The 17,884-nt window shown below is 72.9% G+C and carries 21 protein-coding genes; 12 read left to right on the top strand and 9 right to left on the bottom strand.

Annotated elements, in window-relative coordinates:
• Window positions 1–61 precede the first annotated feature (61 nt).
• The 5 genes from ACIP60_RS32720 to ACIP60_RS32740 all read left to right on the top strand — a co-directional run bounded on the left by ACIP60_RS32720 (window position 62) and on the right by ACIP60_RS32740 (window position 3,929).
• Window positions 62–1,300: an MFS transporter gene (locus ACIP60_RS32720; RefSeq protein WP_400691577.1), complete on the top strand. Its 1,239-nt coding sequence runs from the start codon at window positions 62–64 to the stop codon at window positions 1,298–1,300.
• A 124-nt stretch (window positions 1,301–1,424) separates the two neighbouring features.
• Window positions 1,425–1,814 (top strand): YciI family protein, encoded by a 390-nt coding sequence (locus ACIP60_RS32725; protein WP_400691792.1) that lies wholly within the window; start codon window positions 1,425–1,427, stop codon window positions 1,812–1,814.
• Window positions 1,815–1,901: 87 nt separating this feature from the next.
• The gene (locus ACIP60_RS32730) at window positions 1,902–2,135 is read left to right on the top strand and encodes a hypothetical protein (RefSeq protein WP_159073119.1); all 234 of its coding nucleotides are present in this window, start codon (window positions 1,902–1,904) and stop codon (window positions 2,133–2,135) included.
• A gap of 109 nt (window positions 2,136–2,244) precedes the next feature.
• Window positions 2,245–2,901 carry a TetR/AcrR family transcriptional regulator gene (locus tag ACIP60_RS32735; RefSeq protein WP_400691795.1) on the top strand — a complete coding sequence of 219 codons (657 nt, stop codon included), beginning with the start codon at window positions 2,245–2,247 and terminating at the stop codon, window positions 2,899–2,901.
• A gap of 125 nt (window positions 2,902–3,026) precedes the next feature.
• On the top strand, window positions 3,027–3,929 hold the full coding sequence (locus tag ACIP60_RS32740) for an alpha/beta fold hydrolase (protein ID WP_400691579.1): 903 nt from the start codon (window positions 3,027–3,029) through the stop codon (window positions 3,927–3,929).
• Window positions 3,930–4,012: 83 nt separating this feature from the next.
• Here ACIP60_RS32740 and ACIP60_RS32745 read toward each other — a convergent pair whose 3' ends face one another.
• Both ACIP60_RS32745 and ACIP60_RS32750 read right to left on the bottom strand, forming a co-directional pair.
• On the bottom strand, window positions 4,013–4,237 hold the full coding sequence (locus tag ACIP60_RS32745) for a DUF5302 domain-containing protein (protein WP_400691582.1): 225 nt from the start codon (window positions 4,235–4,237) through the stop codon (window positions 4,013–4,015).
• Window positions 4,238–4,325: 88 nt separating this feature from the next.
• Window positions 4,326–4,457 carry a hypothetical protein gene (locus ACIP60_RS32750; protein WP_282202074.1) on the bottom strand — a complete coding sequence of 44 codons (132 nt, stop codon included), beginning with the start codon at window positions 4,455–4,457 and terminating at the stop codon, window positions 4,326–4,328.
• 143 nt (window positions 4,458–4,600) lie between these two features.
• On the opposite strand from ACIP60_RS32750, the gene ACIP60_RS32755 reads away from it, so the two are divergent.
• Window positions 4,601–5,422, top strand: coding sequence for an integrase (locus ACIP60_RS32755; RefSeq protein ID WP_400691585.1), 822 nt, complete (start codon window positions 4,601–4,603; stop codon window positions 5,420–5,422).
• A 7-nt stretch (window positions 5,423–5,429) separates the two neighbouring features.
• On the opposite strand, the gene ACIP60_RS32760 is transcribed toward ACIP60_RS32755, so the two are convergent.
• Window positions 5,430–5,978 (bottom strand): 1,4-alpha-glucan branching protein, encoded by a 549-nt coding sequence (locus tag ACIP60_RS32760; protein ID WP_400691588.1) that lies wholly within the window; start codon window positions 5,976–5,978, stop codon window positions 5,430–5,432.
• A 259-nt stretch (window positions 5,979–6,237) separates the two neighbouring features.
• On the opposite strand from ACIP60_RS32760, the gene ACIP60_RS32765 reads away from it, so the two are divergent.
• Window positions 6,238–7,053 (top strand): hypothetical protein, encoded by an 816-nt coding sequence (locus ACIP60_RS32765; RefSeq protein WP_400691591.1) that lies wholly within the window; start codon window positions 6,238–6,240, stop codon window positions 7,051–7,053.
• 12 nt (window positions 7,054–7,065) lie between these two features.
• Here ACIP60_RS32765 and ACIP60_RS32770 read toward each other — a convergent pair whose 3' ends face one another.
• The 3 genes from ACIP60_RS32770 to ACIP60_RS32780 form a co-directional block, all read right to left on the bottom strand.
• Window positions 7,066–7,722 (bottom strand): class I SAM-dependent methyltransferase, encoded by a 657-nt coding sequence (locus tag ACIP60_RS32770; RefSeq protein WP_400691593.1) that lies wholly within the window; start codon window positions 7,720–7,722, stop codon window positions 7,066–7,068.
• Window positions 7,723–7,806: 84 nt separating this feature from the next.
• Complete coding sequence (locus ACIP60_RS32775) at window positions 7,807–8,331, bottom strand: excalibur calcium-binding domain-containing protein (RefSeq protein ID WP_400691596.1); 525 nt, start codon at window positions 8,329–8,331, stop codon at window positions 7,807–7,809.
• Window positions 8,332–8,581: 250 nt separating this feature from the next.
• Window positions 8,582–9,316, bottom strand: a complete 735-nt coding sequence (locus ACIP60_RS32780) for a pirin family protein (protein WP_400691598.1) — start codon at window positions 9,314–9,316, stop codon at window positions 8,582–8,584.
• 62 nt (window positions 9,317–9,378) lie between these two features.
• Between ACIP60_RS32780 and ACIP60_RS32785 the strand changes: the two genes are divergently transcribed.
• Complete coding sequence (locus ACIP60_RS32785; RefSeq protein WP_400691601.1) at window positions 9,379–11,094, top strand: recombinase family protein; 1,716 nt, start codon at window positions 9,379–9,381, stop codon at window positions 11,092–11,094.
• Window positions 11,095–11,265: 171 nt separating this feature from the next.
• On the top strand, window positions 11,266–12,372 hold the full coding sequence (locus ACIP60_RS32790) for a hypothetical protein (RefSeq protein WP_400691604.1): 1,107 nt from the start codon (window positions 11,266–11,268) through the stop codon (window positions 12,370–12,372).
• 25 nt (window positions 12,373–12,397) lie between these two features.
• On the opposite strand, the gene ACIP60_RS32795 is transcribed toward ACIP60_RS32790, so the two are convergent.
• The 3 genes from ACIP60_RS32795 to ACIP60_RS32805 form a co-directional block, all read right to left on the bottom strand.
• Window positions 12,398–12,523: a hypothetical protein gene (locus tag ACIP60_RS32795; protein ID WP_400691607.1), complete on the bottom strand. Its 126-nt coding sequence runs from the start codon at window positions 12,521–12,523 to the stop codon at window positions 12,398–12,400.
• Between the two features lie 129 nt (window positions 12,524–12,652).
• A complete protein-coding gene (locus ACIP60_RS32800) occupies window positions 12,653–13,492 on the bottom strand; it encodes a hypothetical protein (protein ID WP_400691610.1) in 840 nt (279 codons plus the stop codon).
• Between the two features lie 579 nt (window positions 13,493–14,071).
• A complete protein-coding gene (locus ACIP60_RS32805; protein ID WP_400691613.1) occupies window positions 14,072–14,662 on the bottom strand; it encodes a helix-turn-helix domain-containing protein in 591 nt (196 codons plus the stop codon).
• A 324-nt stretch (window positions 14,663–14,986) separates the two neighbouring features.
• Between ACIP60_RS32805 and ACIP60_RS32810 the strand changes: the two genes are divergently transcribed.
• The 3 genes from ACIP60_RS32810 to ACIP60_RS32820 all read left to right on the top strand — a co-directional run bounded on the left by ACIP60_RS32810 (window position 14,987) and on the right by ACIP60_RS32820 (window position 17,823).
• The gene (locus ACIP60_RS32810; protein WP_400691616.1) at window positions 14,987–16,033 is read left to right on the top strand and encodes a hypothetical protein; all 1,047 of its coding nucleotides are present in this window, start codon (window positions 14,987–14,989) and stop codon (window positions 16,031–16,033) included.
• Window positions 16,030–16,743, top strand: a complete 714-nt coding sequence (locus ACIP60_RS32815; protein ID WP_400691619.1) for an ATP-binding protein — start codon at window positions 16,030–16,032, stop codon at window positions 16,741–16,743. The genes ACIP60_RS32810 and ACIP60_RS32815 overlap by 4 nt, the downstream gene beginning before the upstream one ends.
• A gap of 117 nt (window positions 16,744–16,860) precedes the next feature.
• Complete coding sequence (locus tag ACIP60_RS32820; protein WP_400691622.1) at window positions 16,861–17,823, top strand: DUF2637 domain-containing protein; 963 nt, start codon at window positions 16,861–16,863, stop codon at window positions 17,821–17,823.
• Window positions 17,824–17,884: the final 61 nt, after the last annotated feature.

Here is a 17,884-nt window from a genome sequence, read left to right on the forward strand (position 1 = left end):
AACCCGTTGGCCGAGCGCCCCGGAACTCCGGTTAAGGTCTAGACCGGCCACCGGAGGGACCATGACCACCACTGCCGCGGAGCCGTTCTCCGCACCTCGTCGCGCGCTGTCCCGGATGGGTCAGGCCCTCCAGGGGCGGGACTTCCGCATCTGGTTCTACGGCCAGCTGACGTCCGCGTCCGGCACCCTCGCGCAGGGCGTCACACTGTCCTGGCTGATCTTCGAACTCACGCACAACGCCGTCTGGTTGACCGTCCTGACGGCCTGCACCTGGGGCCCGACGCTGGTCCTCGGCCCGTGGGCCGGCGCCCTGGTCGACCGCTCCGACCGGCGCCGCCTGCTGCTGCTCACCCAGGGCCTGATGATGGCCGTCGGCCTGACCCTGGCCCTGCTCACCGCCGTCGGCGGCGTCCACCTGTGGGTGCTGCTGGCGCTCGCCACCTGCACCGGGCTGATCGCGACCGTCGACTCCCCGGCCCGCCAGGTCTTCGTGGTCGACCTGGTCGGCGCCGGCTCGGTGGCCAGCGCGGTCGGCCTCTGGGAGGTCGCGCTCAACGCCTCCCGGGTGATCGGCCCCAGCATCGCCGGCGCGCTGCTCGCCACCAACGGCCCGGCGTTCTGCTTCGCCTTCAACGGCCTCGCCTACGCCGCCCCGATGATCGCCCTGATCAAGCTCCGCCCCGCCGACGGCGGCCCGCGCCGGGAGGTCGTCCGCGGCCCGCGGGCGAGCGCCCGCGAGGGGCTGGCCTACGCCCGGCGCTCGCCGATCGTCCGCGGCCTGCTGCCGATGTCCGCCGCCAGCGGCCTGATCTTCGCGATGAACCTCACCCTCCCGCCGCTGGTCAGCCGCTCCCTGCAGATGGGCGGCGGCGGGTACGGCCTGCTGATGGCCGCGTTCGGGATCGGCGGCCTGCCCGGCGCGCTGCTCGCCGCCTCCGCGCCCGAACCCACCCCGCGCCGGGTGCGCACCCTGGCGCTGACCACCTCCGTCGCCGTCCTCGGCACCGCGCTGTCGCCCAACGCCTTCGTCGCGGTGATCGGCATGGCCGCCGTCGGCCTCACCTCGATCTGGTTCATCGCCACCGCCAACACCCTGGCCCAGCTGCGCTCCGCCCCCGGGATGCGCGGCCGGGTGATGTCGCTGTGGGGCAGCGCGATGACCGGCACCCTCCCCTTCACCGGACTCGCCGTCACCTTCGTGGCCCAGCACGTCGGCGCCCGGGTCGGCTTCTGCGTCTCCGGCACCGCCCTGCTGCTGGCCACCCTGGCGGCCTGGCGGGCCCTGCGCGCCACCGACTGAGCCCCCGCGGGTACGGCGGCCGGGACGTCGCGGACCCGGGACGTCGAGAGCGGCGTCCCGGCTCCGACCCTGGTACGGAGGACGACGAACCAGCCGCGCCCCGAGGAGCCCCGCCGTGACGTACATGCTGCAACTGCACTTCAGCCAGGACGACACCCCCGTCCCGCCGATCCCGACCTGGGACGCCGGGGCCGTCGCCGCGCACGTCGCGTACATGCGGCGGGCGGTGGCCGACCTGACCGCCACCGGCGAACTGGTCGAGGCCCGCGGCCTGGCGGCGCCGGAGACCGCCCGGATCGTGCGGGCCGCCGACGGGGCGCCCGCCGTCACCGGCGGGCCGTTCCCGGACCGCAAGGAGTTCCTGTTCGGCTGGTGGATCGTCGACTGCGCGGACGAGGCGCGGGCGGTCGAGGTCGCGGCCCTGGTCTCCGCCGCGCCCGGGCACGACGGGAGGCCGATGAACATGCCGGTCGAGGTCCGCGAGGTGCTGCCGGAGCCCCCGGCCGGGGGCTGAGCCGCGCACGCCGGGGGAGGGCCCCGGGCGCGGTACCGCCCGGGGTACGAATTGCCGGAGCGGTCCGGGCGGCGGACCATGGTGATCATGATGCATCAGATGCGCGCCGAGACCGGCCCGGACGGTGCCACGGACTCCGTGGTCAGCTGGCACATCGTCCGCAACGCGGACCTCATCGCCCTGTGCGGCAAGGAGCTCGCCGCCACCGCCCCCGTCGAGGAGGCCACCCGCTGGACCCTCGACCCCGACCGCAACTGCCACACCTGCGGGGCGCTCTTCCTGCGCGAGACCCCGTACCTGCCGGACGAGCACACCGGCTGACGGCCGCCCCGGCGTACGCTGGCGGGTGTCCCCGACCCGCCCCGCCGGAGGTGTTCCCGTGGCCGCCAGCCCCTCCACCAAGGCCGCTCCCGCCGCGACCGTCCCGGCCGTGGCCGTCCGCGCCGCGACCGTCCCCGTCGAGGTCTCCCCGGAGGCCCGCTCCACCGACGGCCGGGTCCAGCGCGGCAACGAGACCCGGCGGGCGGTGCTCGGCCGGGCGGTGCAGATCGCGTCGGTCGAGGGCCTGGAGGCGCTGTCGATCGGGCGGCTGGCGGCGGACCTGGGGCTGAGCAAGAGCGGCGTGTTCGCGGGCTTCGGCTCCAAGGAGGAGCTCCAGCTGGCCACCGTCCGGGCGGCCCGGCGGATCTTCTACGACCGGGTGGTCACCCCGGCGCTGGAGCGCCCGGAGGGAGCGGCCCGGCTGCTGGCGCTGTGCGAGCACTGGCTGGACTACTCGCGCGGCCGGGTCTTCGCGGGCGGCTGCTTCTTCTACGCGGTGACGGCCGAGTTCGACGCCCGGCCCGGCCCGCTGCGCGACGCGCTGGCCGAGTCGGCGCTGGAGTGGGAGGGCCTGGTCGCCGACCTGGCCCGGGCGGCCGACGCGTCCGGCGAACTGCCGGCGGGCACCGACCCGGCGGAGCTGGCCCTGCTGCTGACCGCCCTGATGGAGAGCGCGAACAGCCTCGCGGTGCTGCACGACGACCCGTCCCGCTACGACCGGGCGGCGCGGACCATCCGCCGCCTGCTCGGCTTTCCCGCGGCCTGACCGGCGGTCCGTCCTTCCCGCCCCGCGACCGCCCAGCCCCGCCCCGCGACCGCCCCGGCCGGCTCCGGCGCGGGGCTTCTGCTCACCCATCAAACTGCACGAACGATCGTGCTAACATCTCGCCCATGGCAGCTACCGCTCTCCTGCGCACCACGCTGAACGCCACCTCCCTGGTCGCCACCGCCCCGCCGGGCCGAGTGGCCTACGAGCTCTTCCGCCGCCCGCTCCGCCGCAGCCGGGTGCGCACGGCGGAGCGCGAACTGCACGACCGCGCCACCACCGAGGAGCTGGCGGTGAACGGCAAGCGGGTGCGCGCCTACCGCTGGGGCGACGGCCGGCGGCCGGTGCTGCTGGTGCACGGCTGGCAGTCCCGGGCGTCCCGGTTCGCGCCGTACGTGCGGGGCCTGCTCGACCTCGGGATGAGCCCGGTCGCCTTCGACGCCCCCGGCCACGGCGACTCCGCGGGGCGGGCCACCACGATCCTGGAGTACCGCGAGCTGATCGGCCGGCTCGCCGAGCGGCACGGTCCGTTCGAGGGCGCCGTCGCGCACTCCTTCGGGGTCTGCTGCACCTTCCTCGCGATGGCCGAGGGCGTGCCGGTCGGCCGCCTGGTCGCCGTCGCCGGGGTCGCCGAATTCGGCTTCCTGGTCGAGGGGTTCACCGCCGGCCTGGGCCTGAACGACCGCCTCAAGGCGGACCTCGCCCGGCGGATCGAACGCGTCCTGCTGCCGGACGCCGGGGACGTCCGGCGGCGCTTCGACGCCACCCACCGCCCCGAACGGGTCGGCGCGCCGATCCTGGTGGTGCACGACGAGGACGACGAGGTCGTCCCGCTCCGCCAGGCGCACCTGCTGCGCGCGGCGTACGGCGAGGAGCAGCTGCGCCTGATCACCACCCGGGGCCTGGGGCACCGCCGGGTGCTCTCCGAGCCGACGGTGGTCGACAACGCGCTGGCCTTCCTCGCCGAGCCGCTACCGCTGCCGGCGCCGGCGCCGCTGCCGGTCTCGCCGACCGCGCCCGCGGCCTGACCGCGGCCCGGTCGGGAACGCCGGACGGCCGGCCCCGCGCTCCGTGCGCGGGACCGGCCGTCCGGGTGCCGGGCGGGGGCCGCTCAGCCGCCGCTCTTGCGGCGGAAGGTGCGCTTGCCGCCGGCCGCGCCGTGGGTGCCGTGGATCTTCGAGTCGCCGCCGGGACCGCCGGCGGCGTTCCGGTTCTCGTTGCCCTTGCGCTGGAGCGCGGCCAGGAACTTGGCCTTCTGGTCGTCCGGGGCGGCGGCCTCGGCACCGTCGGTGGCGTCCGGCGAGGGCTCGGCGGCCGGGGCGGTGTCGCTGCTCATGGGGGGACCTCCTGGGCGGAAGACGGGTGTGCTGAGTGCCCACCCTGTCATGCCGACGGGGGGTGCTGTCAGCCGATATCGGTGTCCGTCAGCCCTGGCGCGCCGCGCCGTGCCCGTGCCGGCGGTCCTCGCGGTACTCCAGACCGCCCATCATGAACAGCAGGGTGAGGACCGGGAAGCCGATCGAGGCGATCACCAGGACGAAGAACTGCCAGACCATGGGGTGCTCCTGTTGCCGGGGCCGGAGGCCGGGACGCTGCGACTGATTGGCACACTTTCGTACCATTATGTCCGAATCATTCCGCGGAGCGATCACGGTCGTCCCCCTGTTCGAGGCCGGGCCCCGGCCGCAGACTGGTGGGCATGCGGGTAGAGCTGGCAGTCGACGCGCGCCGCCCCGACCGGGCCAACGAGGACTTCGCGGCCGCCACCCCGGAGGCCCTGGTCCTCCTGGACGGCTCCAGCGCCCCGGACACCCTGCGGTCCGGCTGCACCCACGGCATCGCCTGGTACGTGCGCCGCCTCGGCGTCCACCTGCTGACCGGGCTCACCGACCGGACCGACCGCCCGATGGCCGACTGCCTGGCCGACGCGATCGCCGAGACCGCCGCCCTGCACGACGGCACCTGCGACCTGACCGACCCGGCCACCCCCGCCGCCATGGTGGTCGCCGCCCGGCTGCGCGGCGACACCCTGGAGTACCTGGCGCTCGGCGACTCCCTGCTGGTGCTGCACCCCAAGGACGGCCCGCCCCGGGTGATCGGCGACAACCAGCGCTTCCCCGACGGCGAGGCGCTGCGCCGGCAGATCTGGTCCACCGTCCCGGGCACCGCCGAACGCGCCGCGCTCTACCTGCGGTACGCGGTCGCCGTCCGGGCCGCCCGCAACACCGGCCGCGGCCCGTGGATCGCCGCCGCCACCCCGCACGCCGCCGCGCACGCCGAGACCGGCGCCGTCGCCCGCGCCGACCTGCACGGCGTGGCCGCCCTCTCGGACGGCGCCGCCCGCTACACCGACCGCCTGGAACTGGGCAGTTGGGCCGACGCGCTCCGGCTGCTCGCCCAGGACGGCCCGGCCGAGCTGATCGCCCAGGTCCGGGCCGCCGAACGCTCCGACGCCGCCTGCCTGCGCTGGCCCCGCAGCAAGGCCCACGACGACGCCGCCGCGCTCTACGCCGCGCTCTGAACCCCCGTCAGGACCGGCCGTCCGCCACGAACACCGCCCGCAGCGCCGACCCGTCCGGCGCGGTGTACCCCGCCACCACCTGGCCCGCCACCGGCTCCCCGGCCGGCTCCAGCACCCGGCGCACCACCGGCACGACCTCGCCCGCCACCGGCGCCACCGCCACGCTGCCGTCCACCGCGTCGCTCTCGCCCTGCATCTGCGGCACCGCCTCACCGCGCAGCAGCCGGGCCAACTCCTCGCGCACCGAGGGGTCCTGAGCCCCGTCGTAGAACCAGCGCGTCCCCAGCACCCCGTGCTCCGAGACCCCGATCAACGCCCCGGCCGGCGCCCCCTCCAGCGGCGCGCCCCGGTACGCCATCGGCACCAGGTAGGCGTCCCGGCCGTCCGTCACCACCATCAGCTCGATCCCCACCTCCCCCGCCGGATCGTCCAGCCGGAACCCCCCGGCCCGCACCAGCTCCCCGCCCCCCGGACGGAACCACTCCTGCTCCGGCAGCCACTTCGCCAGCAGCTCCAACTTGCCCGGCTCCAAGGTGGTGCGGTGAATCGTCGCCATGCCGTCCTCCCGGTCCTGCGGTCAACGTCACCCCCACCCTACGAACCCCCGCCCCGCCCCGGGCCGCCATTTCCCGCCCGCCGCCACCCGCGCCGCCCGCGCCCCGGCCGCCCGCTCCGCAGCGCCTCCCGCCCAGGGCTCCCCGTCCTCTCCCTCTTCCTCCTCCCGTGCCCTTCCGCCGCCGACCCCCCGTCCCGCGCGCCCCCGGCCGGTAGCGTGGCGGGTACAGCGGACCGGCGGGCCACGGGGAGGGACCGGCATGTGGATCAGGCGGGTCGGCGAGGACGCCGGGCGGCGGGCCGGGGCGGCGCTGGCCTCGGCCCGGGCCAGGGCGGGGACGGACTGGGCCCGGCGGGCACTGGAGACGCACCCGAAGCCGGGGACGCCGCCGACGCAGGAGTGGGAGGTCTCGCTCGCCGGGCTGGTCGGGCGGCTCCCGCGCGTCCCGGGCCCGGCGGTGCGGCTGCTGCACCTGCTGGACGGGCTCGGCCAGGTCGCGGTCGGGCCGGAGCAGGTCGGCTTCGACGGGGAGTCGGCCGCCTGGGACAAGGTGCTGGAGATCCGCTGCCACAGCACCGTCGACCTGCTGCCGGACGTGGTGGTCGACCGCGAGGTGGACCGGATCCGCGAGTTCCTGCCGCCCGTCCCGGGCCGCAGGTGGCTGGTCACCAGGGCCGCCGAGGCGCTGCTCACGGTCGCGCTGGCGGCGACCGCCGCCGCCGAGCGGCAGGAGCGCTCGCTGCCCTGCGAGATCGTGGCCAAGAACCTGCTCGGCCGCCCGAAGAACCTGGCCGGCGGCCTGTTCGCGGCCTCCGCGCTCACCCTGATCCCGGAGGCCGGCGAGGCGGTCCTCGCCGCCGCCCGCGAACGCGGCATCCCGGTCACCGTCGTCGAGGACCCGATGACCGGCCTCCACGCCGAACGCGCCGCCCAGCTCCGCGGCGCCGCCGACCGCCTCACCGAGGCCCTGCGCCGCCTGCGCGCCGCCGAACCCGAGCCCACCAAGGCCGAGGCGGGCGCCGCCGCCCTCGCCGCACTCGAACAGCTCCGGGCCCGACCCCCCGCCCAGGACTGACCCGACGCCCGGTCAGCCCCCGTCCGGGGCGGGGGCGGTGGCGAAGGCGTGCAGCCAGGTCAGGTCGCGGTGGCCGGGTCCGTAGCGCTCGGCCTCGTGGGAGCGTTCGACGGCGACGACCCGGAAGCCGGCGGCTTCCAGCAGCGCGGTGACGCGGGCCGCGGACTGGTAGCGGTAGAAGCGGGACGCGTCGCTGCTGAAGCGCTCGACGACCTCCTCCTCGCCCTCGCCCTCCTTGAAGCTGGCGAACAGCGCCCCGCCGGGGGCCAGCACGCGGCGGAACCCGGCCAGCGCCGCGCCGACGTCGTGGTCCTTGAGGTGCAGCAGCGTGGCCTGGCACCAGACGCCCGCGAAGTGCCCGTCCGGGAAGGCCAGCCGCCGGGCGTCCATGACCCGGAAGTCGAGCTCCGGGTGGCGCTCCGCGGCCCGGGCCACGAACGCGGGCGACAGGTCGACGCCCCGCGCCCGCAGCCCGCGGGCGGCGAGCAGCCCGGTGTCCCGCCCGAAGGCGCAGCCGACGTCCAGCACCCGTCCGGCCGGGTCGGGCAACAGCCGGACGAACGCGTCGAGTTCGGCGTCCGGAAGCATCCCGGCGGTCGCCCGCTCGTAGCGCTCCGAGTCCCGGTCGTACGCCCGGATCGTCCCGCTGAGGTAGTCGTCCCCGGCCACGCCCGCCACCCTTCCCGCACCCGCACGGACGCCCCGCGCGCCACCCCTCCGGACGCGTTCCGCGCCCGGCGGGGTTCCCCGCGGCTACTTCTCGCAGGCGATCCCGTCGCCGTCCCGGTCGAGCGCGGAGCGGTAGCCGGGGTCCCCGCGGTGCAGCGGCGCGGCGCCGGCGGCCTTCGCCTCCGTGCAGTTCTTGTAGTACGCCGACGCCTGCTCGGTGGTGCGCTCCGGCTCGGGGGTGGGCTCCTGCGCCTCGGGCGTCGCGGCGGGCGGCACGGTCGGCGTCGGCACCGGGACCTCGGGCGTCGGGACCTCCGGTGTCGGGGTGGGGGTCGACGCGGGCGTCGGCGTCGGCTCGGGCGCACTGGTGGCGGGTTCCGGCGTGGGGCTGTCGTCGGGGCTGGGTGCGGCGCTGGGCGAGGCGGTGGTGGCCGCGGGCGCGGGGACGCGGCCCTTCTTCTCCGGGCCGACGATGACCGCGAACCAGAACAGCGACATGAACAGGCACCACACCGTCAGCAGCACCTTGGCCGCGAGGTGCACCCGGCGCGACCGCCACACCATCACGGCGGCCACCGGAGGCAGGAAGACCAGCAGGGCGATCCGCACCCACCGGTTTCCTGCCGTCCGCCGGCCGGATCGGGGCGAGGGGGTCCGGTACGGATTCACTGGCGCGTTCCTCGGATGGGCGGATGTGGACGAGACGTGAACATCATCGCGTCCGGTACCGCCGCTCCGTCCGTGTTCGGCGGAGCCGTGACCGAACGGAAGCCGTCCGGGGCCCGTTCGGTCCGGAACGGGAGACGCCCGCGCGAACCGCTCCGGAGAGGGTTCGCGCGGGCGTCGTGCCGGTGACCGGTCAGTTGGCGTCGGCCGGGACGGTGCCGAGGCGGCCGGCCTGGAAGTCCTCCATGGCCTGCTGGAGTTCGCGGTGGCTGTTCATCACGAACGGGCCGTACCAGGCGACGGGCTCGCGGATGGGGAGGCCGCCGAGCAGGACGAACTCGAAGGTGGCGGAGCGGGAGTCCTGCTTCTCGTCGGCGCGGACGGTCAGGCTGTCGCCGTCGCCGAAGACGACGGCCTGGCCGGTGTGGAACGGCCGCCGCTTCTGGCCGGCGGAGCCGCTGCCGGCCAGTCCGTAGGCGAGGGCGTTGAAGTCGGCGCGCCACGGCAGGGTGACCTGGGCGCCGGGGGTGAGCGAGACGTGGGTCATGGTGATGGGGGTGTGGGTGGCGCCAGGGCCCTGGTGGCCGTCGACCTCGCCGGCGATGACGCGGATCAGCGCGCCGCCGTCCTCGGAGGTGAGCAGCTTGACGCTGCCGCTGCGGATGTCCTGGTACTTCGGGGTGATCATCTTGTCCGAGGCGGGCAGGTTGACCCAGAGCTGGAGGCCGTGGAAGAGGCCGCCGGACATCACCAGCGACTCGGGCGGGGTCTCGATGTGCAGCAGGCCGGAGCCGGCCGTCATCCACTGGGTGTCGCCGTCGGTGATGACGCCGCCGCCGCCGTGCGAGTCCCGGTGGATGAAGGTGCCGTCGATGATGTAGGTGACCGTCTCGAAGCCGCGGTGCGGGTGCCAGGGGGTGCCCTTCACCTATGCCAGTTAGAGGACCAGTAACATCATCGTTTGTGTCCACACCAAACGTCATCACCGGTATGGACGTCCATGCGGCCATCTACTCCCGCCAGTCCGACGCGCGGGAGAACGCGAGCGAGGCGTCCACCACCACTCAGCGCGAGAAGGGCGTCGAGGAGGCCAGGAAGCGCAACGCCGCGTCCATCACCTACTTCGAGGACCTCGGTATCTCCGCCTTCACGGGGGCCGAGCGGCCGGACTTCGAGAAGCTGCTGCAGGCGTGCCGGGCGGGCCGGATCAACCTGCTGATCGTCTACTACATCAGCCGACTGTCCCGCATGGACCCGCTCGACGCGATCCCGATCGTGGTCGAGCTGCTGAACCTCGGCGTGACCATCGTCAGCGTCACCGAGGGCGAGTTCCGCAAGGGCAACCTGGTGGACCTGATCCACATGTTCATGCGGCTCGACCAGTCCCACAACGAGAGCAAGAACAAGAGCGAGGCCGTCAGCGGGGCCAAGGCCACCGCGCGCGGTCTCGGCGGGTACCTCGGCGGCAAGGCCCCGTACGGGTTCGAGCTCAAGGCGGAGACCAGGTTCACGGCGGACAACAAGCCCATCGTCATCCAGACCCTGGTGCACACGAAGCAGGAGCCCGAGGTCATCCGGGACTGGTGGGCGACGATCAAGAAGCACAAGGACGAGCCGTACGACCCGAAGCAGCGACGGCACCCCGGATCGCTGGGCGGCATCGTCAACCGCATGAACAATGAGGTCATCGTGCCCACGCGCGGGGCGACCTACGGGAAGAAGACCAAGGACAGCGCGTGGGACACGAAGACCGTCAAGCGCATCCTGCGCGACCCCCGGATAGCCGGGTTCGCGGCCGTGCCGGTGTACAAGGTCGACGAGGACGGCCGGACGACGACCCAGATTGAGAGCTACCGCATCCTGCGCGACCCCGAGACCATGAAGCCGCTCCAGATCTACGACGCCATCATCCCGCCCGAGGAGTGGCACGAGCTTCAACAGTGGCTCGACGGTCGAGGGCGCGGGAAGGGCATGTCGCGGGGCCAAGCGTTGCTCACCGCCATGGACGTGCTGTTCTGCGAGTGCGGGGCCGTGAAGACCTCGCACGCGGACCCCAACGGGATGAAGCGGTCCTACCGGTGCCGCCGCCGCAAGGTCCTGCCGGGGCAGCACGCCGGCGACTGCACGATCAGTCAGCCCGCGCTCGACGGCCACGTGGTCCGGAGCGTCTTCGCCCTGCTGCGCGAGGTCGAGAACGACCACGAGGCGCTCGCGGTCCTCGCCGAGGCCACCCGTCGCTTCGGCGTCGCCAACGAGTTGCCCGAACGTGCCCGTGAACGGGCGATGCTGGTGGCGGAAAGGGCGGACGCCGCGCGGGCGCTCGAAGAGCTCTACGACGACCGCAAGGCGGGCGGCTTCCGGGGCGACATCGGCCGACGGCGGTTCATCGCGGAGGAGACCGCCCTGTTGACCCTCCTGGAAGCCGCGGAGGCCCGAATAGCGACGCTGGAGGAGGCCATCACCCCGGTCATCCCCATCGCCGAGTGGCTGCCCGCCGACCCGGCCATCGACCCGATCGGTCCGGGTTCCTGGTGGGCCGGTGCGGACATCGCCGAGCGCCGGAGGTTCATCAAGCTCTTCGTGGACCGGATCACCGTGTTCAAGTCCAAAGAGCGGGGCGGACGAGGGCCGGCGCATGAGCGGGTGAAGATCGACTTCGCCAAGCGACAGGAAACGGCGGACGACGGCAGTCAGCACGTGCTGTGACGGTTGCCAGTAGGTGAAGCAGGTCCCGGACAGCGATGTCCGGGACCTGTATGACAAGAGCTGGTCGATCCGCCCCCACCGCTCCCCAGGGAGCCGATGTCAGGGCCGGGGCCTCAGTCGGACCCAATACGATCCCTCAGATCGGGTTGATGGACCAGAGGGGGAACCGGAGTGATCGCACAGAAGCGGGCGCGGGGCTGGAGCGCAATGGGTGCCGCCGCTCTCCTCACGGTTGGCGTGGCCGGTTGTTCTTCCGGAGGCGGGTCCGGGACGTCGCTGGCGTCTTCCGCCGCCCGCGCCTCAGGGAGCGTCACCACCAGTGCGACACCGTCGTTCACCGAAGCGCAGGCCCAGCAGGTCTTCGAGCGGTACGTCAAAGAGAGGCAGGCGGCCACAGAGAAGGGCGACAGCGAGGCGCTCGCCCGGGTGGAGGACGGGCAACTGCTCAAGGAGAACCGGGCCACGGCACAGTTGCACCAGGTCAACGGAACCAAGGACGAACCCATCCGTCCGGTCCGCCCGGTGTACCTGATCCCGCAGACCGGCTCCGGAGAGCCGCAGAGCTTCGCCGTCCTGAACAAGACGGAGGGGCGGGAAACGGACCGCAGTTCCACCCTGACCTTCTTCACGCGCGACCGGGTGGGCGGGGAGTGGAAGGCAGTCGTGGCCACCTGGGTGGTGACCGAGGCTCCGACGACGACGGCTCCGGCCGACGCCCCTTCCTCGACTCCGGCACCGGGCCAGCGCTTGGTGCGGCCGAAGGCCATGCCCGCCCTGGCCCGTGGAACGTTCGGAGGCGTGGAGCTGTCGCCGACAGCAGAAACGGATACCGGTGTGTGCGGGCGCTACGCCCAGTACCTGAGCTTCACCGTGCCGGCCGGGAAGCCGGAGAGCGCTGACTTCGAACGAGGCGACTTCACCAACGGCCTGGTGGACTACTTCAACGGATGGGACGAGAAGGTGCTTGAGCGCAGCCTCTCGTTCCGTTCGCTGACAAACCCGTTGCCGACGTTCCGGCTGAAGGACGGCGGCTCCCTCGTCATCTGCACACTGGAGGGCACCTACCGGGACCGGGGCCGGACGCCGGCCAACTGGATCGAGCCCAACGGCGACACCGACGCGCTGCTGGGACGGGGCCGCAAGTGGGCCAGCATCGAAGAAGTGTGGTCCGTGCCGGCCGTCGTGGAAGTGCCGCAAGGGGGCGGCCCCGCAACGGTGCTCTCCTCGGAGGCGTACGGAGCGACGAAGCTGTCGGTGACGGGTGTGGAGTGGAAGTAATGGGACCGATCGAGGGTGCGCGGCCTCAGCGGCTGGGCACCCTCGCAAGCCCGCCGAGGTACCAGTCCCGGAAGTCCGCCTCGGGGTTCAGGCCCTCGTCGTAGGCGAGATCGTCCGACCACACCTGGCCGTGGCCCCCACGGATTGCCACCAGGCCGAGGAAGGCGCCGTCCGACACCCAGGCGTTCTGTGGTCGGTGATCCCAGGTTGCCGGACGGCGCTCGATGCGGGGTGCGAATTACCAGGTGGGCCGACCCGGTGGGAACTTGTCAGGCCAGCCTTAGCTCCACGGTCCGATCACCTTCAACGTCGGTTTCCGGAAGGAGAGTTCGACGTTACCGGCTACCGTGACCGTGACGAGTTCGAGCGCGAGTTCGCAGAGCGCTTCGCCCACGAAGCCGGCGAGCTGGGCACGGATCTCGGGTGTTTCGTCGGCGAGCATCCGGGAGGGCGAACTGAACTCGAACCGTCCGAGGCCGTAGTGCCCTGCCAGGCGGAAGGTCACGGTGGTCTCGGGCTGCGGAGCCTTGAGCATCTTGGCCAGCGCGGCCCGCTCCTCGGAGGAGCTTGGGCAGCCGCACGGAGCCCCCCGCACCTCGGCCGGTGACAGGAACAGAGCACCGTCGCAGTGGTGGACGAGCCCCTTCGGTCCCCACAAGCGCATCTCGGTCACGACGGAGCCCGCGCCGTCGAGGACGATCCGAACCGCAGGCGAACCGGTCACTACCCCCTGGGCCCAATCGTCGGCCTGTGTGCCGCCGAGAAGTTGAGAGACTGCCGCAGCAGTCTCCGGGGTGGTGCTGGAGACCCGCCAGTTGGGCAGGGACTCAGGGCGGTTGTCGGTCCGGCGGCCGGTGTGGAAGCGGCCCACGACTGTGTCGTTGGGCACGCAGACGTCCAGAGCTACCGAGGGGTCAACCCGCTTGCGGGTGCCCTTGTTGCCGGAGGACTTCCGCTCATGGGGCATTGCGAGCGATCCGTCGATCACACGGCTGGAGCGGAGGATGCCGGTAGTGGTCAGTGCAGGTCGAGTGGCCGCCACTGGGGCCTGAAGGGCCTTCAGGTGGATGGCTGCGGAGCGGGTATCCGGCTGGGCAGTGCTGAGGGACAGCTGGGGCATGCGGCTCCTCTTGCGGTGGTCGACGGGCTGCAACCCGGGCTACCGCATGGTGACGTCGTGGATGGGCAGTTGGCGAGAGGATGGCTCCCGACTGGGAGCGAGAAGGCGGCGATCGGATGTCGGCATCGAGATCACGAGAGCCGGACGGGCCGCGATCTGTCGCGGCGGCACGGCGGAGAAGCTGCGTCGGCGTCCAGCGCAGGTGGCCTGCGGGTACAGACGGGCAGCTGGGGACAGACCCGTCAGATGGGTCTAGGGGAGGCGCTGGGGGCGGTCGCGGCGGAGCCCGATACGAACCGCGCGGTGGTGGCTTGGCAGGAGCTGCGGGTGGCGACTGTGTGTTGCTGCGGCGGCATGCAGGTCCCTCCTCGGTGGCTGGCGGGCTGCAACCCTGCACCGTGGTCGATCGTCATGGATGGGCGTTGCGCGGTTGGTGGCCGCGTGGGGTGTGACGTTAGCTCTGGATCCCGGCCGCGCCAAACGGCTGGTCGGGCCCGGTGGGCACGGTAAGGGCCGCTCCGGCCGTTCTCCAAGAAGATCTTGAGCGGTCGGCGGTGGTCCGGGTGACGGCCAGGACCGTCACTCGTCGGTGTGGACCGGCTCGGTCGGCATCGTGCCGCCTTTGAGGAACTCCTGGACCAGTGGGGTCGGCGCGTATCTGCGGTACTCGAAGGAGAGGCCGATCGCGATCTTCCCACGCAGCCGCTTGCGGTTGTGGGGGAAGTCCTGGCAGTACTTCTCGGCGGCGGCCAGGGCCTTCGTTGTGAACTCGGCGCCCTGTGCGGCCAGGCGGTAGCCCTGGACCACGTGGTCGGCGAGTTCCTGCATGATCTTCTCCTCGGGAGAGGTCGAGGGGCCGAGGAAGTCCTCCAGGGCCAGGTCGAAGACCTTGGCGAAGCCGATCGCCTCGTCGAGGTTGATCCGCCGGCGGGGTTCGCCGCTCTCGATGCGCCAGACCGAAGACTGGTTGATCGGGTAGCCGGCCTCGGTCATGCGCTTGGCCAGCTCGCCGGTGCTCCAGCCGCGAAGCTCACGCTCCAGCCGGACCCGCTCGGCAGCGTTCTCCTCGCTCAGGCCGGCGACAGCGGCTTCACCGGTCGAACCGCCTTCCGACTCCTCCCGCACCAGTGCGCCGGAGGGGGCCTCCGCAGCCTTGTCCTGACCAGGCATTCGATTCACCTCGCATCTAGTTCCGAGGCGACTTGCATAACGGCCGCCGGGGTGCCATAGTCATGCATAGCGAAACGCATGTCAAGTCGAACCGCATCGCGGGCGGCGGCCTGCGCCTCGCCCCGAAAAGGCCGAAGGCCCCCGGTGCTACCAACACCGAGGGCCTGAAAGGTCCCAAAACCGCCCATCCATGACGATCGACCACGGTGCAGGGTTGCAGCCCATGCGCACCGAGGAAGGACCAGCGTGCTCCAGCGTACGGCGTCGCCCCTGTGCGGCGCACCTGCCTCGCGCCCGTTCGCCCCGAAGGCGGGGCGGTAGGCCATGGCGCGCATCCGCACCATCAAGCCCGAGTACCCCGTCTCCGAGGACCTCGCCTCGGTCTCCCTGACCGCCGAGCGCACCTTCGTCTGCCTGCTCACCCAGGCCGACGACGAGGGACGCCAGCGCGACAACGCGGCCGTCCTCAACGGCGCGCTGTGGTCGCTGCGGCCCGAGCACACCGCGCTCGACACCGAGGACGAGCTGCACCAGCTCGCCGAGACCGGCCTGATCTGCCGGTACACCGGCTGCGACGGCCGCCAGTACCTGCACGTCGCCAAGTGGCACGAGCACCAGAAGATCTCCCACCCCACCGCCTCGCGCCTGCCCGCCTGCCCCGTCCACGAGAGCGCGGGCTGGTGCGGCAAGTGCAAGGCGAAGGGCCAGGGCTGCGTGCGTCCGGCTCCGGAGAACTTCCGGAGCCTTCCGGAACCGCTCGCGACCCTCGCGGAGACCGTCCCCGCCCAGCGGCCCTTCGCGGCCGACGTCGTCTCCGCCCCTGCAGCAGCCCGGCCGGTGCCCGATGCGGCGGGTCCGAGCGAGAGTGCAGGTCAGACGGCCTCTCCGGAAGCCCTCCGGAGGACTCCGGAGAACGTCGTGCCTGGACCATGGACCTTGGACCATGGATCTACCTCTGAAGGGGGCGGCGACGCCGCGCCCACCCCGGCACCCTCGTCGGCAGCACCCGAGCGGGACGATCCGGTCCTGGTCGCCGCGCCCACCGGCGAGCCGTCGGTGAACGCGGGCGACCTGGTGGCCGAGTACGTCGCCAGCTGCCCGAAGCCGGTACCGGCCAACGTGCGGGGGCACCTCGGCAAGGTCATCAAGGGCATGCTCGACGGCGGCACCAGCGACGACGACATCCGTGCCGGGCTGCGGCTGTACGCGGCGAAGCCGATGAGCCCGAGCGTGCTGCCGAGCATGGTCCACGAGGCGATCAACGCCCAGCCCGCCGGAACGACTCGTACCGGGCACAGCGCTGCCCGCGCCCCCTACCAGCCCTTCGCCAACCCGGCCGACGCCCGCGCCTACTACGAGGGGGACCTGTGACCAGCCTGCCCATCCCCCGCCGCGCGGACGAGCGTCGCGAGCCGCAGCCGGCCTCCGGCGCCGTCCTGCGCCTGGAGCGACTCCTGGCCGCCAAGGGCATCGACCCCGACCGGCCGCTGGCCAACGCCGACCAGCTGTCCACCGCGCTGGAGCTCGCCGACCGACGCATCCCACCGCGCTACCGCCTCGCCGAAGCCGACCACCCGGAGGTCACCACCTGGGTCCGGCAGGTCACCCTGGCCTGCCGGCCCGGCCCCGGCGGCACCCCCGGCATCGCCCAGGGACCCTCGCTCCTGATCGCCGGACCCACCGGCTCGGGCAAGACCCACCAGGCGTACGGGGCGATCCGCATCCTCCTGAAGGCCGGTGTGCGGCTGCGGTGGGCGAAGATCACCGCCACCGAGCTGTACGCCTCCCAGCGGCCCCGCCAAGGCGCCGACACCGAGCGGGAGCTGCGCGAGCTGATGACCAGCCCGCTGCTGTTCCTCGACGACATCGGCGCCGCGAAGACGTCCGAGTGGACCGAGGAGCTGACCCTGCGGCTGGTCAACCACCGCTACGAGTACATGCTCCCGACGCTCTTCACCACCAACCTGCCGCTCGGCGAGATCAAGGCCGCCCTCGGCGACCGCACCGCCTCCCGCCTCGCGGAGATGTGCGAACGCGCCATCCTCACCGGCACCGACCGCCGCCGGAGAACCGCTGCCTGAGGCCGTTCAGCTTCTGAACGGCCTGGCCGGACCGCCGGCCCCCCACACCTCACCCCAACGTTGCCTCGCCGCATCGCCGTGCCCGCGCGCGGCGAGGCCACCCCTGGAGCACCACACGTGACCACCGTTGCGATCCCCCCTACCCCCACGCCGTCCGTCCGGGCCACGCTCTTCGACCGCCTCGCCGTCGCCCTGCTCGGCGTCCTCGGCTTCGTCCTGTCCTACGACGCCCTGCGGCAGATGGCCGCCGCGGCCCACGTCCGTGGTCCGCTCACCTACCTGTTCCCGATCATCATCGACGGCTTCATCGCGTACGGCGTGCGCGCCCTGCTCGTCCTGCGCAACGCCCGCCGGCCCGCCCGCGCCTACGCCTGGACTCTCTTCGCCACAGCGACCGCCACCAGCGTCTGGGCCAACGCCCTGCACGCCGTCCGCCTCAACCAGATGCCCGCCGTTAGCGGTGAGCTCAGGCTCAGCGACACCGTCGTCGGCGTCCTGTCCACCCTCGCCCCGCTCGCCCTCGGCGGCGCCGTCCACCTCTATATCCTCATCGCCCGCCACGGTGAGCAGAACAACCCACCGAATGCCACGACCTCCACCGATGCGGTGACCGCTGACCACGAAGCGGAGTCCTGGCCGGAGCAGGGGGAGGACCGCAGCGACGACAACGCACTGCTGACACTGCTGTCCGCGGCCGGCCTTCTGCCCGACGAGTGGAGCGGCGCACTCCCCGGTCCCCAGTCGGCAGAAGTCGATGACCAGCCGAACGGCACTCGTGACGCCACAGCCGAGGAGCAGGCCGAACCCGCCGAGCCGTCCGACGAATCCCCCGTCGATAAGCCTGCCGCCACCACGCAGGGCAAGCCGATCGGCCGCCCGCCGGGGGCATCCATGGACCAACTGGTGGAGGTCGGCCTCCAGTCTGCCATCGCCCACGGCCGACTCACCCGCGCGATCGTCGAACAGGGCATCCGGGAAGCCGGCCTGCCGCTCGGCAGTACCCGATTCACGGAGCTGATGAAGAGGCTCCGCCTCGCATGGAACGCCGAGCACGGCCGCAAGGACCCCGGAACCAGCTGACCGCCCGCCCGCCTGTCCGGCCGACCGATGCGGTCGGCCGGACACCGGCTTCTGTCGACTC

This window comes from Kitasatospora sp. NPDC088783, from assembly GCF_044750705.1.
GTDB classification, from domain to species: Bacteria; Actinomycetota; Actinomycetes; order Streptomycetales; family Streptomycetaceae; genus Kitasatospora; species Kitasatospora fiedleri.

What these genes read in the sequence shown, in the direction of transcription:
- ACIP60_RS32765 (WP_400691591.1), top strand. Translation starts at nt 6,238, where the DNA reads ATGTGGATCAGGCGGGTCGGCGAGGACGCCGGGCGGCGGGCCGGGGCG.
- ACIP60_RS32785 (WP_400691601.1), top strand. Translation starts at nt 9,379, where the DNA reads ATGGACGTCCATGCGGCCATCTACTCCCGCCAGTCCGACGCGCGGGAG.
- ACIP60_RS32730 (WP_159073119.1), top strand. Translation starts at nt 1,902, where the DNA reads ATGATGCATCAGATGCGCGCCGAGACCGGCCCGGACGGTGCCACGGAC.
- ACIP60_RS32760 (WP_400691588.1), bottom strand. Translation starts at nt 5,978, where the DNA reads ATGGCGACGATTCACCGCACCACCTTGGAGCCGGGCAAGTTGGAGCTG.
- ACIP60_RS32750 (WP_282202074.1), bottom strand. Translation starts at nt 4,457, where the DNA reads ATGGTCTGGCAGTTCTTCGTCCTGGTGATCGCCTCGATCGGCTTCCCG.
- ACIP60_RS32800 (WP_400691610.1), bottom strand. Translation starts at nt 13,492, where the DNA reads ATGCCCCAGCTGTCCCTCAGCACTGCCCAGCCGGATACCCGCTCCGCA.
- ACIP60_RS32725 (WP_400691792.1), top strand. Translation starts at nt 1,425, where the DNA reads ATGCTGCAACTGCACTTCAGCCAGGACGACACCCCCGTCCCGCCGATC.
- ACIP60_RS32755 (WP_400691585.1), top strand. Translation starts at nt 4,601, where the DNA reads ATGCGGGTAGAGCTGGCAGTCGACGCGCGCCGCCCCGACCGGGCCAAC.
- ACIP60_RS32805 (WP_400691613.1), bottom strand. Translation starts at nt 14,662, where the DNA reads ATGCCTGGTCAGGACAAGGCTGCGGAGGCCCCCTCCGGCGCACTGGTG.
- ACIP60_RS32740 (WP_400691579.1), top strand. Translation starts at nt 3,027, where the DNA reads ATGGCAGCTACCGCTCTCCTGCGCACCACGCTGAACGCCACCTCCCTG.
- ACIP60_RS32810 (WP_400691616.1), top strand. Translation starts at nt 14,987, where the DNA reads ATGGCGCGCATCCGCACCATCAAGCCCGAGTACCCCGTCTCCGAGGAC.
- ACIP60_RS32720 (WP_400691577.1), top strand. Translation starts at nt 62, where the DNA reads ATGACCACCACTGCCGCGGAGCCGTTCTCCGCACCTCGTCGCGCGCTG.
- ACIP60_RS32745 (WP_400691582.1), bottom strand. Translation starts at nt 4,237, where the DNA reads ATGAGCAGCGACACCGCCCCGGCCGCCGAGCCCTCGCCGGACGCCACC.